Raw genomic sequence first — 16,769 nt, forward strand, 5'->3', positions numbered from 1 at the left:
CGGCAACGCCATAGCGCGGCCATGCACGATATCCGCCTGATCCGGGACAACCCGCAAGCATTCGACGCCGGCCTCGCGCGCCGCGGCCTCGAACCCCTGTCCGCCCATATCCTCGCCATGGACGCATCGCTGCGCGCGCTGCAGACCGAAATCCAGGGCTCGCTCGCTCGCCGTAACGAGGCGTCGAAACTGATCGGTCAGGCGATGGCGCAGGGCGACAAGGACAAGGCCGAGGCGCTGAAGGCCGAGGTTGCAGAGCTCAAGACTGCGCTGCCCGCGAAGGAAGACACCGAACGCGAACAGCTTGCGGCGCTGCAGGACATGCTCGCCGCGCTTCCCAATCTGCCCGCTGCCGACGTTCCCGAGGGCGAGGACGAGGAAGGCAATGTCGAAATTTCGCGCTGGGGCACCCCGCGCAGCTTCGATTTCGCGCCGCAGGAGCATGCCGACTTCGCCCCCGCACTGGGCCTCGACTTCGAAACCGCAGCCAAAATGTCCGGCGCTCGCTTTGCCTTTCTGAGGGGGCAGATGGCGCGGCTCGAACGCGCGCTCGGCCAGTTCATGATCGACCGCCAGACGATCGACGCCGGCTACACCGAATGCGCAACGCCACTGATGGTCCGCGACGAAGCCGCCTTCGGCACGACGCAGCTCCCGAAATTCCGCGAGGATCTGTTCCAGACCACCGACGGCCGCTGGCTCATTTCGACATCCGAGATGAGCCTGACCAACGCGGTGCGCGAGGAAATCCTTCCCGAGGCTGATTTGCCGATCCGCATGACCGCGCTCACCCCCTGCTTCCGCTCCGAAGCAGGCTCTGCTGGGCGCGACACGCGCGGCTATATCCGCCAGCATCAGTTCTGGAAGGTCGAACTCGTCTCGATCGTCCGTCCCGAGGACTCGGACGCCGAACTCGAGCGCAAGACCCGCGCCGCCGAGACGATCCTCGAAGCGCTCGAACTGCCGTACCGCAAGATGCTGCTGTGCAGCGGCGACATGGGCTTCGCGGCGCGCAAAACCTATGACCTGGAAGTCTGGCTGCCGGGACAGGACAGCTATCGCGAGATTTCGAGCTGCTCGAACTGCGGCGACTTCCAGGCCCGCCGTATGAACACCCGCTTCCGCCGCGAAGAGGTCAAGGGCAACGAGTTCGTCCACACGCTGAACGGATCGGGCCTCGCCGTGGGCCGCACGCTCGTCGCGATCCTCGAAAATTATCAGCAGGCCGATGGCAGCGTCATCATCCCTAACGTGCTGCTGCCCTATATGGGCGGGATCACTCGCCTTACCCCGGCGACCAACTAAACCTCGTCACCCCGGATCAAGTCCGGCATGACGAAGAAAGAAAGACAGAAACGTGCGCATCCTCCTTACCAACGACGACGGCTATCACGCCCCCGGCATGGCGGTTCTCGAAGCGATCGCGCGCCAGCTTTCGGATGACATCTGGGTCTGCGCGCCCGCCGAGGAACAGTCGGGCGCCGGCCACTCGCTCACCCTCTCGCGCCCTGTCCGCATCCGCCAGCATGAAGAGCGGCGCTGGTCGTGCAGCGGCACCCCGACCGATGCCGTGATGATGGCAATCGGCAAGCTGATGCCGGAAAAGCCCGACCTGATCCTCTCGGGCGTCAACCGCGGCGCCAATCTGGGCGACGACATCACCTATTCGGGCACCGTATCGGCCGCGATCGAAGGCGCGCTCGCCGGCATTCGCTCGATCGCCCTCAGCCAAGTCTATGCCAAGGAAGGCATGGGCGACAGCGTGCCGTTCGAGGCAGCCGAGCAATGGGGCGCCAAAGTCCTGCGCCCGCTGCTCGACATGAACACGCCGCCGCGCACCCTGATCAACATCAACTTCCCCGCCCTTCCTGCAGCCGAAGTTAAAGGCATCCGCGTCACGCGTCAGGGCTTCCACGATTATGGCCGCGGCTCGATCGTCGAGGGCACCGACCCGCGCGGCTATCGCTATTACTGGTTCGGCCTCCACGGCATCGAACACAGCCTTGGCCACGACAGCGATCTGGAAGCCATCGACGATGGCTTTGTCTCGGTCACGCCGCTCCAGCTCGACCTGACCCACGACGCCTCGCTCGCCGCGCTGCGCGGCGCCTATGGCGGCTAGCGTTACGCGCACAGCTTTGGCAGAAGGGTCGCAATGAGCAAGCGGCCGAACCCCAAGCTCCATATCCAGAGCGGCCTTCACATGCTGAAGCGCGCGAGCAACTGGCCGATCTGGGCCGACCTTGTGACGCGCCTGGGCGTCGCATTCTTCCTGATTGCGATCGTCGTTCTCGTCCACTGGATCGACCGCGCGGGACTGAAGGACAGCCACGACGGCCACATCAGTTTCCTCGACGTCGTCTATTTCACGATGATTTCGGTCACCACCACCGGTTTCGGCGACATCGCCCCGGTGTCCGACCGCTCGCGTCTGATCGAGGCGGTGATCGTCACGCCCATCCGCATCATGGTGCTCTTCATCTTCGTCGGTACCGCCTATAATTTCGTCCTCAAGCGCACATGGGAAAAATGGCGTATGGCCCGCATCCAGGCAAAGCTCACCAACCATATCGTCGTGCTCGGCTATGGCATCAGCGGCAGCGAAGCGGTCAGGGAACTGATTGCGCGCGGCACCGACCCCGCCTGTATCGTCGTGATCGATCAGGCGCGGGGCCGCATCAATGCGGCCGAGGCGGCGGGCTGCAATATCCTCGAAGGCGACGCGTCAAACGACGATACGCTGGTCGACGTTCGCATTGCCGAGGCGCAGTCGGTGCTGGTCTCTGCGGGCCGCGACGATACCTCGATCCTCATGGTGCTCACCGTCCGTCACCTCGCGCCGCACGTTCCGATCAGCGTCGTCATCCGCGCAAAGGATAATGAACTCCTCGCGCGGCAGGCGGGCGCGAACAATGTCATCAACCCGGTCAGCTTCACCGGGCTGCTGCTCGCGGGATCGGCGCAGGGTGCGCATGTCGCCGACTATATGGCCGATCTTGCCGGCATCGGCGGACGCGTCCAGCTGCGCGAGCGCACGGTTGCTGCCGAAGAAGTCGGGCGCAGCATCGATGAACTCGCCAGCGGAGGCCGCGGCCTCCGCATCTACCGCGCCGGAAAGCCCTTTGGTTTCTGGGAGCCCGAGGCACAGCGCCTTGAACATGGCGACGAGATTGTCGAGGTCATCCGCTGCGAGGAATGCGAAGCGAGCGTTCCGGGCGACTAGCGCCAGGATATCAGGCGCGCCAGTAAATCCACGCGGCCCACAACCAGCCGATGATCAGAAAGGTGCCGCCGATCGGCGTCACCGCCCCCAGCCAGCGCGGCGCGCCCAGCGCCATCGCATAGAGCGTCGCGGCGAACAGCACCGACCCGCCGAGCAGCATCACCGCCGGCCCGCGCGCCACGCCCATGATCGCCAGCGCAGCGACCGCATGGATCAGCTGGTACAATCCACCGGTACGCAGCCATTCGGCTTCCTGCTGCCCGGCCGCGCCATGCGCGCCGAACGCCCCCGCCGCGACCGCAATGGCCGCCGAAATCGCCGCAAACACGCCAATCATATGTGATCATCCTTCATCTTCGCACCCGTACATCGCCACGCGCCTTGACGCCTCCCCGCATGGCCCCGCGCGCTGCGCGTGACAAGGGCCACGAAATCGCGTAAAGGCGCGCCCGATCATGGCAACCAAAACCCTTCCCGCCCAGCCGAAAGTCGGCATGGTTTCACTCGGCTGTCCCAAAGCGCTGGTCGACAGCGAACGGATTCTGACCAAGCTCCGCGCCGACGGCTACGGCCTGTCGCCCGATTATGCGGGCGCCGACGTCGTGCTGGTCAACACCTGCGGTTTCCTCGATTCGGCAAAGGAAGAAAGCCTCGAGGCGATCGGCGAAGCGATGGCCGAAAATGGCCGCGTCATCGTCACCGGCTGCATGGGCAATGAAGCCGAAGTGATCCGCGCCCGCTTCCCCAACGTCCTCGCAGTCACCGGCGCGCATCAGTACGAACAGGTCGTCGACGCCGTCCACGAAGCGGCGCCGCCCACCCAAGGCCCGTTCATCGACCTCGTTCCCGAGGGCGGGCTGAAGCTCACCCCGCGCCACTACAGCTATTTGAAGATCAGCGAAGGCTGCAACCACAGCTGTTCCTTCTGCATCATCCCCGACCTGCGCGGCAAACTCGTCAGCCGCCGCATCGACGCGGTGCTGCGCGAGGCCGAAAAGCTCGTCGCTGCGGGGACGAAGGAACTGCTGGTGATCAGCCAGGATACCTCGGCCTATGGCGTCGATATTCGCCACGACCCGCGCCAGTGGCATGGCCGCGAAGTCCGCGCCCATATGACCGACCTCGCGCGCGAACTCGGCCAGCTTCGGACCAGCGAAGGCAATGCCCCCTGGGTGCGCCTCCACTATGTCTACCCTTATCCGCACGTCGACGCGGTCATCCCGCTGATGGCCGAAGGGCTGCTGACCCCTTATCTCGACATCCCCTTCCAGCACGCAAGCCCCAGCGTCCTCAAGCGCATGAAGCGCCCCGCCAACGAGGCGAAGGTGCTCGACCGCCTCAAGAACTGGCGCGCGATCGCCCCCGACATTGCGGTGCGTTCGAGCTTCGTCGTCGGCTTCCCTGGCGAGACAGAGGCCGATTTCCAGTATCTGCTCGACTGGCTCGACGAAGCCCAGCTCGACCGCGTCGGCGCCTTCCGCTTCGAACCCGTCGCGGGTGCGCAGGCAAACGCCCTCGACGACCAGGTCCCCGAAGAGGTCAAGGAAGAGCGCTACCAGCGCATCATGGAAAAGACCGCCGCGATCAGCGCCGCCAAGCTCGAAGCCAGGATCGGCCGCACGCTGCCCGTCATCATCGACGAAGTCGGTGAAGCCGACGAAGACGGCAGCATCGGCGCGACCGGCCGCTCACAGGCGGATGCGCCCGAGATCGACGGCCATGTCTACCTCCGCGACGTCGCCGCGACGTTGAAGGCCGGCGATATCGTCGATGTCGCGATCGAGGATGCCGACGAGCATGATCTGTTCGGGGTCGTGGCGAACTGAACGCCGTCAGGGCGTGACGGTGAAATCGGGTAATTTGAACTGGGCTTTGGCGCGGCCGAACTCTTCGGCTGTCAAAGGTCCGACGATTTTTTCGGGATTATTTCCCCATCCCGATGTCTCCTGAGGGACACGCCGGAAATAATAATATCCCGCGCTAGTCCTGACCACCAGATAGTCGTTGTTCGCTCCCGCGGCCGCCACAGCCGGTCCCGGCAAGCCGTCTCGGGCGCATCCGCCATCGGGGCCATCGGGGCATCGATAAAGCGCCATTTGATCGCGGGTTTCGGTGAAGGTCAGATAGAAGGGATGATCAACCTCGACGGGTGAATTGCAACCAGCCAGTAGCAGGCAAGCCCAAGCGAAGCCGTTGCGATCAGCATTCATCAGTTCGGAATAGCTTGGATCGCCGGACCGGACAACCGCCCGCCTGTTGGCCGAACGGGCAAGGCCAAAAACCGCTGTCCTACATTATTCGCACGGCATAGCCTTGCGAGATGACTTGTACACGCGATGACAAACAGCAAATCCAGCGTGAAGTTGCGCAGATTTCCGCCCTTTCGGCGGTCGCTCTCCCTTGCCTTTCTTCGTCATCCCGGACTGGATCCGGGTGTGGCTTCACATTTGAAGTGCAACGGGTTGAAGATTTCGGCTGGCGGTATCTCGACATGGCAGCACCCGTGTGAGGTGTTGCACTTCGTTTGTGAACTCAAAGGGACCCCGCTTTTAGGGCATCGACCAGCGCCCGACTTCAAGCGGGACCCCGGATCAGGTCCGGGGTGACGACGATGGAGGGGGCAATGGGGTGGTGAGCCGCGCTTTAAACTTCGTCATGCGGAACTTGTTTCAGCATCCATGGTCAGGTCTTTCGTCCAGCGCCGCGCCAAAGGCACCGGCAGGCTGTGGCCCCTGAAACAAGTTCAGGGTGACGAAATAAGGACGGGCCATTTTCGGGCACAACCCGTCATCCCCGCAACAGGAATTTCTGCACCTTGCCCGCTGCGTTCATCGGCAGCGCATGGACGATCTCTACCCGCCGCGGCACCTTGTAATTCGCCATATTGTCGCGGCACCACGCGGTGATATCCTCTGCCGAAGCCGACGTGCCGGGACGCAGGACGACGAACGCCATCGGCACCTCGCCCAGACGTTCGTCGGGTACGCCGATGACGGCCGACTGCATCACGGCTGGATTGGCCGCCAGCAATCCCTCGATCTCGGCCGGATAGGCGTTGAAACCGCCGACGATGAAGATGTCCTTCGCGCGGTCGGTGATCTTCACATTGCCACGCGCATCCTGCACCGCGATGTCGCCAGTGCGCAGCCAGCCTTCGTCGTCGATCGCCGCCGCGGTCGCCGCCGGATCGTTGAAATAGCCGCGCATCACATTGGGACCGCGTACCAGCAGTTCGCCCGCTTCGCCCGCCGCCACCCGCTCACCCGCCGCATCGATCAGTCTGACTTCGATCCCGGCAAGCGGCCGCCCCGCGGTGTTCGCGACCGTCACGGCATCGTCATCGGCGCTGCACATCGTCACGACGCCGCAGGTTTCGGTGAGACCATAAGCCGTGAGCACAACGTCGATGCCAAGCTTGCCGCGCATCTCCTCAATCAGCGTGACCGGAACCGACGCCGCACCGGTGATCGAAACGCGCAGCGACCCAATGTCGAACTGGTCATACGGACCGGCAAGCAGACTCTGAAAGATGGTCGGTGGCCCGGGCAACAGCGTGACGCGCTCGCGCTCGATCCGTTCGAGGACCTTTTCGGTCTGGAAAACGGCGTGGGGCAATACGGACACCCCGCGCATCAACGCCACCAGCCAACCCGCCTTATAGCCGAAGCTGTGGAAGAAGGGATTGATGATCAGGAAATTGTCGCCCGGCCCATAGGTCAACGTCTCGCCATAGGCGTGATAGAGCCGGATATTCTGGGCGTGCGTCGTCACCGCGCCCTTGGGGTTGCCTGTGGTGCCCGAGGTGAAAAGGATATCGCTGACCTGATCCTCGTCCAGCGCATCCATCCCCGCATCGACCGCAGCATCCGAAAGTGCCGCGCCGCGATCGAGAAAGCTCTGCCACGACAGCCCGCCTTCATCGCCCTCCATCAGCACAATATCGTGCAGATCCGGCAGATCTTCTTCCGCAATCAATTGCGGGTAGGCGGTACCGAGAAAAGCAGAAACGGTGAGCAACAGTTTTGCGCCACTGGTGCGTAGGATATAGCCCGCCTCGCGCCCTTTCAGCCGTGTATTGAGCGGCACAATCGCCGCGCCCGCCGCTTGGGCGCCAATGGCGGCGATGATCCAGTTTACCGCATTCGGTGCCCAGATCGCTATACGGTCCCCCTGATCCACACCTGCCGCGATAAAGCCCTTGGCCGCCGCTCGCACCAGCGGTTCGAGATCGCGGTAGCGAACTTCCGTGCCGTCTTCGCCGCGAATCGCGACGGTGTCGCCATGCGCGCGCGCAGCCGCAAATATCTTATGCGGTATCGTGAACTTCGCTTCGGCCACGGCAAATCGTCTCCTGCGCCGGACGTCCATGGACATTCTACTCATCCATCCGGTCGATTATTCGTTGCTGCGTGACGCGCCAGGAGGGACGCGACAACCCCCATTCAGGGGGAAGGCAATTTGCCATCGCCCTTGCCGTTTGCGACCCGACATATCATTGCCGGACCCGACGCCAATCCTCATAGATAATCGGGGTTTGACGCAAAAGGAAAGCGGAGTCGGAATGCGGATCGAAAAGCCTGTGGCCGAAGTCGATGAACTGGTGACGCTCCTTTATCGGGGGCCGCTGGAATCGACGCCATGGCTGGGCTTTCTCGAGGCGCTGAGCCGTCGGATGCGCTGCACCAGTTCGGCCATCACCTTGCGCCTCAGCCGTCAGGGTACGCCGCCATTGATCATCTGGGGACCGCCACTCGCGATCGACGAGCGCAAAGCGCGCGATATTCACGCGATTCATGCCGAGATCGGCGATCTCGATCCGCTGCGCAACGCCCTGACCAAGGGCGGCGACATCTTCCGGTTGAGCGAGCTTATTTCGCCCGGCGACCTCCACGAAAGCCGCTTCTATCGCGAGATATTGCAGCCCTATGGCATCGAGCATCAGCTCGGCATGTATATATCCGAACCCGGAGGGTGGGAGGGAAATGTCGGCCTGACCAACGGCCCGGACGAAGAGGATTTTACCGACGACGACAAGCAGGTCCTGCTTGCGCTGCGTCCGCATCTCGAACAATCGCTCGCGCTCTTCTCGCGGATGCGCCGCGACGAGACCGAGCTTCAGGTGATGGTCGACACGCTTGATCGGCTCACGCTCTGCACCTTCATCCTCGACAGCGAGGGTCATATCCTGCGCACCAACAGCGCGGGCCGCGCGCTGCTCAAATCGAGCGACGCGCTCCGCGCTGCGGATAATCGGCTGGCTCTGGCAAGCAAGACCGCCAACACACGGTTACAGAAACTCATCGGGCAAGCCGTCTCGGTGCGGCGCGATGGCGGCGGCTTCGCCGAAGGCTTGCGGGTCGAAGCCGACAGCGACCGGCATCTGGGCGTACTCGTGCGAACGATCGAGACGCCCTCGCGCTTTGGCAACGAGACGGGCCCCGCTGCGGTGGTTTATGTGTCAGGGCTCGACAATAATCAGCCGGTCGAAAGGCTGGTCAGCCAGATCTTCGACCTCACCCCCTCCGAAGCGCATCTCGCCGCTCTGCTCGCGACCGGGCTCAGTCTGGCCGAAGCCGCCACAAAGCTGGACCTGACCGAGAATACGGTGCGCAGCTATTGCAAGACGATCCTCAGCAAGACCGGCGTCAGCCGCCAGGCCGATCTCGTCCGCCTCATTCTGCGCAGCGTCGCCGTTCTCGGCTGATCGCTACTGTACCCGGCGTCAGCCCTCGATCGCGCGACGATAGTGCGGAAGGGCGACGAGAAGCAGTCCGATGATCAACGGCAACACGACCGCACCGGCAATGGCGATCGAATAGCCCAGCGCCGCCTGATCGCCGAAGCCGAAATCGGTGATCGCGGCGATGACGCTGGCGCCCAGCCCCATTCCCACCAGATTGACGAACAGCAACGAAATGGCGGTGACCTGTCCGCGCAACTGATTGGGCGTCACATCCTGAATCGCGGTCAGCATCACGCCTTGCGACGCCTGTCCGATCAGCGTCCCGATCGCCATCATCGTCAACGACCAGAAGGCCGTGGGCATCAGCGGCGCGATGACCAGCGGCACGCCCTTCAGCAAGGTCGCAATCAGCACGACGCGCATATTGGCATCGGCGCGCCCGCCCTGCATCAATCGTCCCGCCAGCCAGCCGCCGGCCAAGGTGCCCACGGTACCGCAGATCAGCATGACCATTCCATAGGACATCCCCACCTCGGCAGGACTCATGCCATAGCTACGGATCAGGAACGTCGGAAACCACAGCGCAGTCCCGATCGCCAAAAGGGCAATCAGGGCAAGCGAGCCGATCAGCGATCCGAAGAGCGCCCAGCGTTCGGAAATATAGTCGAACCCTTCGCGCAGACTGCTTTGTACCGACAGGTTCGCCGCCAGCTCCTGCCGCACCGGCTCGCGGATCGTCATCATCAGTGCCGCGACAATCACCCCGGGCGCCGCGACGCACAGAAATACCATCTGCCACGGCTCGAAACTGCCGAGCCACGGCAGCGTCGCGCCCCCGGTTTTGGTAAAGCGCGCGAGCAGCCAGCCCCCGATCAAAAGGGCCAGACCGCCGCCGATCGGATAACCGATCGCATAGAAGCTGATCGCCAGCGCCCGTCTTCGGCGCTCGAAATAATCGCTGATCAGCGAATAGGCGGTCGGACTGAGCGTTGCTTCCCCCACCCCGACGCCGACGCGGGCAAGAAAGAGCCCGATGAAACTGCTGGTAAAGCCGCAGGCCGCCGTCATCGCCGACCAGAAGATGACCCCCCAGACGATCAGCGTCGCGCGCCTTTTGGTGCGATCGACGAACCGGCCGATCGGCAGCGCGGCGATGCTGTAGAGCAGGGAAAAAGCAAAGCCCTGAAGCAGGCTGATCTCGAAATCGCTGAGGTTCAGGTCGCGCTGAATCGGTTCGACCATCAGCGTCAGCACGCGCGCATCGATCGCACTGAAGCAGTAGCCCGTGAACAGGATCGCGACGACCACCCAGCGATAGACACCGCCCTTGGTCGCTTCCTCCTGCTGCCCCTCCTGCGCTTCGGACGCCGCCGCCGTCACCATGCCGACGGCGGGTCCCGCCGCGCCAGTATCTGTTCGGTTCGCGCGGCGATCAGCACGTCATTCTCCTCGCTCTCAGGCAACAACCAGAAACGCCCCGCCCTGATGCCGTCGAGCGCAAAGGCAGACACCTCTGCCGGCTCGGTCAGTTTGAGCTTGAGCCCGGTCGTCCGTACCAGATCCTCCATCGTGCGATAGGCGACTTTGGTCTGGGCTTCATTCTCGACATAATCCGCCGGGCGGACCTCGCCCGACGCCATGATCGCGGTGTTGACCGTGTGCGGTCCCGGAAAGAGCGTGGCAGCGCGCAACTTGCCGCCTTCGCGCAGAAATTGCTGGTGCAAAACCTCGGAGATGCTCGTCACCGCCGCCTTGGTGGCGGCATAGATGGGGGTGTTGGGAAGCGAACGCAGCCCGCCGTTGGTCGAGCTGGTGTTGACGACCACGCCCTCCTGCCCCGCCTCGATCATACGCGGCACGAACGCAGCAATCCCGTGAATGACGCCAAGTACATTGACGTCGATACCCCAGCGCCAGTCGCTGAGCGGAAGCGTCCACAGCTTGCGCTGCGCTTCGCCCAGTCCGACGCCGGCATTGTTGAACAGGATATGCACCGTCTCGAACCGTTCGAAGACCTGATCGGCCAGCGCCCGCACCGATGCTTCCTTGGTCACGTCGCAGGCGATCGCCAGCGTCTGCCCCGAACCCAGCGCGTCAATCTCCTCGCGGACGGCTTCCAGCCGCGCCGGATCGATATCGGCAATCACCACATGCGCCCCGGCGCGGGCGAGGTCGGCGCACAGACATTTGCCGACCCCGCTCGCTCCACCCGTAACGACCGCCACCCGGCCGGAAAAATCGTCCATCAGGCAGCCTTCCGCTTGCTGACATCAAGACCGACATTGCGCGGATCATCGTGCCGCCCGACCCAGTGCGGTGCGATCCATTCGCCCGGAACCTTGCGCAGCAGCGTGCCGCCCGTCGCGGTCCCGCCTTCGACATATTGCATGTCGACGATACGGCGAACGGGGATATCGGCGAGCGGATCATAGGCCGAATCGCGCAAGGTGATCGTCCCCGTCATCGCCCGGCGGGAGGCATAATTGCGCTCCCAGTTAAGGCGGGTGAGGAAGACGTCGCCGTCGAACTGGCCCGGCTGATCGATCGAGGGCATGCCCTTGTAGCAGAACAGATGCTCTTCGAATTTCAGCGGCTCATCGATCGCTTCGCCAATCGTGCCTTCGATTTCGAAATAGGCGATGCCGTGGCGTGAGCAGGTCGCGCGCAGATGGTCGCCATTGCGCTCGAAATGCGTCTCCGCGATTTTTTTCGGCTCGCCGAAACGCTCGCGCCCCGACGTGACGACGGTTTCGCCTTCCATCGCCATGTGGAAGCAATAGGCGCCCGGCGCCCCTTCATGGGTGCAATTGACGCCCACGGTCAGCGCGCCGATCTCGACCGTATCGGTTTCGGTCACATGCATCGCCACATGCACCATCTGCAGCCAGATTTCGGGCTTTGCGGTGGCGACCAGCGGCTGCGGCAGCAGCGCCGCGATGACTTCGGGATCGGTCTCATATGTCGCGCGAATCCCGTAAACGGTGTTGCGCAGCATGCCCGGTGCACGGGTTTCGACGGGACCCTGAACATAACGCAGTCTGGACATCGCAATTCTCCCTATGGCGCCCGCAGGCGCAGATGTTTGACAGTGAGGATTTTCCGCAGAAGCGGAGGGCTTATTCGGCAGCCTCGACGAGACGGCTTCCGCCCGGTCCATCGGAATAAAATTGCTCGAAATAGCGACGAAAGCGCAGGATCGGGCCATCGCCATCGCACAGATACGGGCGGGCACGGTGGATCTTGTTATGCCAGATCGGGATATCGCCCTCGACGCCCTTTTGCCCGCAAGTACTCTCGATCGCCGCTTCGATCGCCTTTTCCTCGGGCGAGCCCGGCGCGACCTTCGGATGGGTGAAACAGAAACGCAGTTCGACATCGTCGGCTTCGACCGGTGTCGCGATGACGAGCAGCGACAGTTCGACAAGCCCGCTCAGCCGCGTGAACTTCTGCCCTGCCCCGTTCTGGAGCGTGTCGACCGAATAGGGCAATTGCTTGCGCTCGCCCGACGGCAGGTCGATCGTGCGATGCCCCCGGGCAACACTATGCCGCCGCACACCGTCATAATCGGTCTCGCCCTCGGGCACCGCATCCATCGAGTGGACATAGGCGAAATGCGCGACATCGACGCCATTTTCGGCAATCTCCTGGGGGTTGCTCGCAAAACGCCATTCGCGCTTGATCGGCTCGGCCCATTCGGGATTGGTGAATTCGGGATAGTCGATCACGTCGAACGTCGGGGCGATATCGTCGGGATGATACCAGGCCCAGATGACACCGCTTTTTTCAACGACGGGATAGGACTGCGCAAGCGCTTCACGCTTCGCTCGGGGCGGAAAAGCCTTGGCGTAGGGAATGCTGCTGCAAAAACCGTTGGGCCGGAACGCCCAGTGATGAAAGGGACAGCGAATGCTATCGCCCTCGACCGTTCCACCATGTCCCAGATGCGCGCCAAGATGCGGACAATAGGCATCGAGTAGGCCTGCCTCACCCTGCTCATTGCGGAACAGGACCAGATCCCGGCCAAAGTAGCGGACCGACCGGACATCGCCGATCGCGAGATCCGAGCCATAGCCTATTCCGAACCACCCGTGGGGAATGGGCATTGGAAAGCGTTCGACCTTTGACAACGGCAGTCTCCCAGTTCACGCCATCATTGAGCGATGGGCTTTGTCCGGGAAGTGTATCGTCTGTTCGCCAAGAGGTAAGATCAAAATCGCGCACAGTTTGTGTCTGCTCGCGAACAATCGGTGAATTCGGGTCCAGCTTCTAATAGCGCGCGACCAGCGATGCCGCCATCGAGGGACGGATTTTCGTGCGCCCCGTCTTGCGCACCAGATAATCGATGAAGGCGCGCGTCGCGACCGACATGATGCCCGGCGAATAGACGACCCAGCATTCGCGATCATAGAAGGACCATTCCTCCTCCAGCGCGATCATCCTTCCTTCGGCCAGATCCTGGCGGACGACCATGACGGGCAGACTGGCGATGCCCAGCCCCTTTCGCGCCGCGCTGCGCAAAGCGATGCCGCTGTTGCTGGCCCATTTCGGCTGGACCCGGACACAGATATCGCCGTTGAAATTGATCGACCCGCTGCGGTCGGTCAGGCAATCATGTTCCAGCAAGTCTTCGGGCGCTTTCGGCCAGCCATGCTCTGCGACATAGGCAGGCGTCGCACACAGGCAATAGGCCAGATAGCCAAAGGTGCGGGCACGCAGATTGGAATTGGGCAACGCGCCATAACGGATGACGATGTCGAAGCTTTCCTGAACAATCTCATTTTCGTTCAGATAGGCGATCGGCTCGATCATGATCCCGGGATGCTCGGCGCTGAACTCGGCAAGCAGTCCCGACATATAATCCGAACCGAAAATGTCGCTGAGCCCGATGCGCAGCCGGCCCACCGGTTGTGTGCTATAGAGGCCGACCTGTTTTTCGACTTCGCTCAACCGTTGCTGCAGTTGTGCGCATTCGCGGTGAAAGCTTTCGCCCGCGCCCGTCAGCGAAAGGCGGCGGGTGGTGCGGACGAGCAACTGGACGCCCAGCCGCTCTTCCAGCTCATGAACCGTCTTGCTGATATAGGATTTCGAAAGGCCGAGCCGATCGCCCGCAGCCGTAAAACTGCCCTGATCAACAACCGCCAGAAATTCCTCAATCCCGCGCCAACTCGACATCAACCCACCTTAAAGGACCGGATGCTATCAGCCCATTGCCCGAATGCAAACGCCTATAGCGGCAGAAGCCTCCTCCTTGAAAAGGAGGAGGCTTCCAGTATGCGCCCATCCGGATCGGCGGGCGCCGGTCGTGTTCCTATTCGGCCGCTTGCTTGACGAACAATTCGCGGCGCGGGCCGATTTCGCCGGCAATTTTCCAAAGCGCATCGGCATCGACATCATAAACGTCGAGCGCGTTGATGCCGAGCATCGCCTGGATATCGTCATCGGGCAAACCTCCAAGGCTCGCCGACATTTTCTCGAAAGTGTGCGGCCAGGTTCCCTCGGGATGCGGATAGTCGGTGCCCCACAGGATGCGATCGACGCCGATGTCATAATAGGCCTGCGTCGTTTCCTCATCGGGCAACGCCGAACAGCCGACCCAGATGTTGCGCTGGAAATACTCGCTCGGTTTCATGCTCATATTGGCATAATAATCGCCAAGCTTTCCGCTCGTATGCTTGGCCGAAGCGCGGATATCCATCAGCTGCATCACCCACGGGAACCAGAATTCGCCGCCCGCCTCGGTGAAGCAGACCTTCAACTTCGGATATTCTTCGAAAACGCCGCCAAAGGTCATCGCCCACAGCGGCCGCGTCATCCAGAAGGCGAACTCGCACAGGAAGGTGCCGATCCAGCCGGGCTGCGTGGTGTCATAGGCGGGCGCCGCGCCCGAGTGGAAATGAAGCGGCATGTTCATTTCTTCGAGCATCGCCCAGATGCGGTGATATTTGGTGTGGTTATACAGGTCGAACCCGTCGGTCAGCGCGGGGAAGAAGACGCCCTTCAGGCCGTGACGCTTTGCCCACTCAATTTCTTTCGCGGTTTCGTCGATGTCATAGAGCGCCGGAATGACCGCCAACCCGATACGGCGGTGCGGATCGTCCTGACAGAATTCGGCCAGCCAGCGATTGTGCGCGCGCGCGCCCGCCCATTGCAGTTCGGCCCGCGCGGCCGACGGACGGAGGCCAATGTCGGCGCCAAAGGGCGGCGCATTGCGTTCGGTGATCCCGTCGGGAAACAGGACTTCGGCAGCGACGCCGTCGCCGTCAAGCACGCGATTGCGGATCGTGCCGTCCCACGCGCCCTCCAGCCCGTCGCCGACGCGCGAACGCCACTTGTTGTTGAAGTCGTCGATCAGAAAGCGCTTTTCATGCTCCTCGCGCGCCTTGATCTCCAGCTCGACCGTCTCGTCGAACTGCTGATGATACTTCGATTCCAGATAGCCGCGATATTTTTCGGGGGGCAGACCGACATGACCGTCCGACGAAATGACAAGATAACGATCCACACTCTCTCTCCAGTTTCTAATATAGTGCGCGGGCTGATGGCCGTGCACGCCATGGTCAGACATTATGCTCTTCATCCGCCGGATAAAGCGGGTCGGGGCGAACGATCTATCGCTCGTTGTGGACAATATGCCGGGCCAGCACCGGCAGGAGATGGCTGAGCAACAGCGCAAATCCGATCATTGCGGCGATCGCGAACGGTGCCGGGCGCCACCATTGATAGGCGGCGGAGGCGAGGACCGGCGGTAAGGTGATGGATGCCCCGGCGATAAAAGTGATCGCAGAGGCGATCGCGACCTGATCCCCGCTCGACCCCGCAAGCGACGCCGCTGCGCTGAACCCGGGACGCGCGAGGCCATAGCCGAAGCTCGCGAGAATAAAGCCGAGGGCGGCTACGTTTACCCCCCCATCAGCTATGGCCATAAGGTTGCCGGCAAAGGCAAATCCGGTGCCGATCCGCATCATCGACAGCGGCGAAGGCGAAAACAGCCGGACGAAACCCCATTGGCCAAGCAGCGCGGCGACCGCAGCCGCGGTCATCGCGATGCCGATCATCCGCTGCGCCGCCATCGGGTCGTCGGCCATGCGGTCGATGATCACGAAACCGATGGTATAAAGATTGATCGCCTGCGCCGAGCAGAGCAGCAGCCCGAAGCTCAGATAATGGCCGATCCCCTGCCGACGCCAGACCTGCGCGAGCGATATTTGCGGCGCGCCGCCGGCGACCGGCGCCACTGCACGTGCCGCGCGAGGAAGGAAGATATAGGCTCCCCCCAAGGCGATAGCGCCGAATATCGCAAAGCCCAGCATTGGCCCGAGCGGCCCCAGCGGCTCGACGATCATCGCGGGCGCGATGGCGGGTCCGACGATGGTGCCAAGGCTGAGCGCGCCGGCCAGCGTCGTGATCGACCGCGTCCGGGCGGCGCCGGCCGTCTGCGCCGCGATCAGCGCCTGCGTCGCGGTCGCCGCTGCCGAACCGAGAAGGCCATAGGTCGACCGCAAGATCGAAAAGAGCAGGAAGGCTGCGAAAGGCGTGAGCAGCCCCAGCAGGCCGAGCTCTACCGACAGCGCGCAGCCGCCCATCGAAACGACGAAACCGACCAACCCCGCGCGAATATAGCGGTTCGGCCCCTTGCGTTCGATCCGCGAAACCCAGAAGGGCGCGCTGATCGCCCAAGTCAGCGCCGAAAGCGAAAAAATGCCCGCAACCAGAAAATCGGGAATGTGCAACAGCCGGCCGATCGTCGGCATCACCGACACCAGCCCGATATTGCCAATCGCGGTGAGGAAGGTCACTGCCCCCAGAAAGGGCAGGACCCACCGCGACCCGGTGCGCGGCGGGTCCAATACCACAGACATATAG

General features: G+C 62.8%; 15 protein-coding genes. 5 read left to right on the forward strand and 10 right to left on the reverse strand.

The genetic code is table 11. From position 1 onward, the window contains the following. Nucleotides 1-21: 21 nt before the first annotated feature. From serS to ACSYDV_RS01585, 3 genes are read left to right on the forward strand one after another with little or no spacing between them, the layout of a single operon-like run. Nucleotides 22-1,305, forward strand: a complete 1,284-nt coding sequence (serS, locus tag ACSYDV_RS01575; RefSeq protein WP_438321981.1) for a serine--tRNA ligase — start codon at nucleotides 22-24, stop codon at nucleotides 1,303-1,305. 52 nt (nucleotides 1,306-1,357) lie between these two features. Further along, complete coding sequence (gene surE / locus ACSYDV_RS01580) at nucleotides 1,358-2,122, forward strand: 5'/3'-nucleotidase SurE (protein ID WP_438321982.1); 765 nt, start codon at nucleotides 1,358-1,360, stop codon at nucleotides 2,120-2,122. A 33-nt stretch (nucleotides 2,123-2,155) separates the two neighbouring features. Then, a complete protein-coding gene (locus tag ACSYDV_RS01585; RefSeq protein ID WP_438321983.1) occupies nucleotides 2,156-3,223 on the forward strand; it encodes a potassium channel family protein in 1,068 nt (355 codons plus the stop codon). A gap of 10 nt (nucleotides 3,224-3,233) precedes the next feature. Here ACSYDV_RS01585 and ACSYDV_RS01590 read toward each other — a convergent pair whose 3' ends face one another. After that, entirely contained in the window at nucleotides 3,234-3,560 is a 327-nt protein-coding gene (locus ACSYDV_RS01590; protein WP_438321984.1) for a DUF423 domain-containing protein, read from the reverse strand. A 118-nt stretch (nucleotides 3,561-3,678) separates the two neighbouring features. On the opposite strand from ACSYDV_RS01590, the gene rimO reads away from it, so the two are divergent. After that, entirely contained in the window at nucleotides 3,679-5,049 is a 1,371-nt protein-coding gene (rimO, locus tag ACSYDV_RS01595) for a 30S ribosomal protein S12 methylthiotransferase RimO (protein WP_438321985.1), read from the forward strand. Nucleotides 5,050-5,055: 6 nt separating this feature from the next. Here rimO and ACSYDV_RS01600 read toward each other — a convergent pair whose 3' ends face one another. Further along, complete coding sequence (locus ACSYDV_RS01600) at nucleotides 5,056-5,433, reverse strand: hypothetical protein (protein WP_438321986.1); 378 nt, start codon at nucleotides 5,431-5,433, stop codon at nucleotides 5,056-5,058. A gap of 577 nt (nucleotides 5,434-6,010) precedes the next feature. Further along, entirely contained in the window at nucleotides 6,011-7,561 is a 1,551-nt protein-coding gene (locus ACSYDV_RS01605; RefSeq protein WP_438321987.1) for a FadD3 family acyl-CoA ligase, read from the reverse strand. Nucleotides 7,562-7,784: 223 nt separating this feature from the next. On the opposite strand from ACSYDV_RS01605, the gene ACSYDV_RS01610 reads away from it, so the two are divergent. After that, the gene (locus ACSYDV_RS01610; RefSeq protein WP_438321988.1) at nucleotides 7,785-8,927 is read left to right on the forward strand and encodes a helix-turn-helix transcriptional regulator; all 1,143 of its coding nucleotides are present in this window, start codon (nucleotides 7,785-7,787) and stop codon (nucleotides 8,925-8,927) included. An 18-nt stretch (nucleotides 8,928-8,945) separates the two neighbouring features. On the opposite strand, the gene ACSYDV_RS01615 is transcribed toward ACSYDV_RS01610, so the two are convergent. From ACSYDV_RS01615 to ACSYDV_RS01645, 7 genes are all read right to left on the reverse strand, one after another. Further along, the gene (locus tag ACSYDV_RS01615; RefSeq protein ID WP_438321989.1) at nucleotides 8,946-10,289 is read right to left on the reverse strand and encodes an MFS transporter; all 1,344 of its coding nucleotides are present in this window, start codon (nucleotides 10,287-10,289) and stop codon (nucleotides 8,946-8,948) included. Further along, on the reverse strand, nucleotides 10,283-11,152 hold the full coding sequence (locus ACSYDV_RS01620) for an SDR family NAD(P)-dependent oxidoreductase (protein WP_438321990.1): 870 nt from the start codon (nucleotides 11,150-11,152) through the stop codon (nucleotides 10,283-10,285). The genes ACSYDV_RS01615 and ACSYDV_RS01620 overlap by 7 nt, the downstream gene beginning before the upstream one ends. Then, entirely contained in the window at nucleotides 11,152-11,952 is an 801-nt protein-coding gene (locus tag ACSYDV_RS01625) for an acetoacetate decarboxylase family protein (RefSeq protein WP_438321991.1), read from the reverse strand. The genes ACSYDV_RS01620 and ACSYDV_RS01625 overlap by 1 nt, the downstream gene beginning before the upstream one ends. 70 nt (nucleotides 11,953-12,022) lie before the next feature. After that, a complete protein-coding gene (locus tag ACSYDV_RS01630) occupies nucleotides 12,023-13,009 on the reverse strand; it encodes a Rieske 2Fe-2S domain-containing protein (RefSeq protein ID WP_438321992.1) in 987 nt (328 codons plus the stop codon). A 163-nt stretch (nucleotides 13,010-13,172) separates the two neighbouring features. Further along, entirely contained in the window at nucleotides 13,173-14,078 is a 906-nt protein-coding gene (locus tag ACSYDV_RS01635; RefSeq protein WP_438321993.1) for a LysR family transcriptional regulator, read from the reverse strand. Between the two features lie 136 nt (nucleotides 14,079-14,214). Beyond that, nucleotides 14,215-15,408, reverse strand: coding sequence for an amidohydrolase family protein (locus ACSYDV_RS01640; protein ID WP_438321994.1), 1,194 nt, complete (start codon nucleotides 15,406-15,408; stop codon nucleotides 14,215-14,217). A gap of 106 nt (nucleotides 15,409-15,514) precedes the next feature. Next, the gene (locus ACSYDV_RS01645; protein ID WP_438321995.1) at nucleotides 15,515-16,765 is read right to left on the reverse strand and encodes an MFS transporter; all 1,251 of its coding nucleotides are present in this window, start codon (nucleotides 16,763-16,765) and stop codon (nucleotides 15,515-15,517) included. Between the last annotated feature and the right edge of the window lie 4 nt (nucleotides 16,766-16,769).

It is taken from the genome of Sphingopyxis selenitireducens, from assembly GCF_051550705.1.
In the GTDB taxonomy this organism is placed as follows: Bacteria; Pseudomonadota; Alphaproteobacteria; order Sphingomonadales; family Sphingomonadaceae; genus Sphingopyxis.